General features: G+C 61.0%; 1 pseudogene. It reads right to left on the bottom strand.

Annotated elements, in window-relative coordinates:
• Nucleotides 1-485 (bottom strand): annotated as a pseudogene (locus tag FS507_RS16410) (class 1b ribonucleoside-diphosphate reductase subunit alpha); the annotation flags it as partial.

Below are 485 nucleotides of genomic sequence, written 5' to 3'. Positions count from 1 at the left end.
GTCACCGAGTCCTTGAAAAACAACGTCAACGACAGTCCCTGGTCCACGTACCTCGTCGCCACAGCATAGGTGTCGATGATCTTCTCGTAGCCGATTTCGTAGGCATCCTCGAAGTACTCGAGGTTGTCGTTGTCCATGTGCGGCGCCGGGTAATACACCCGACCGATCTTGCCTTCCTTGCGGATCTCGATCTTCGACGCGATCGGGTGGATCGACGACGTCGAGTTGTTGATGTAGGAGATCGACCCCGTCGGCGGCACAGCCTGCAGATTCCGGTTGTACAGCCCGTCGGCCATCACCGCCGCCTTCAGTTCGGCCCAGTCCTCAGTGGTGGGAACGTGGATCGAGGAGCCCTCGATAATCGCCGCGACCTTCTCGGTGCGCGGCTGGAACCACGCGGGATCGTAGGCGTCGAAGAATACCCCGGAGGCGTAGTCGGAGTTGGCGAAGTTCCGGAACGCCGTGCCACGCTCGCGGGCGATGGC

This window comes from Corynebacterium glyciniphilum AJ 3170 (assembly GCF_007673095.1).
Lineage (GTDB): Bacteria > Actinomycetota > Actinomycetes > Mycobacteriales > Mycobacteriaceae > Corynebacterium.
Note: the sequence above shows the minus strand (reverse complement) of the source record. Positions and strands in the feature narration are given on the sequence as shown.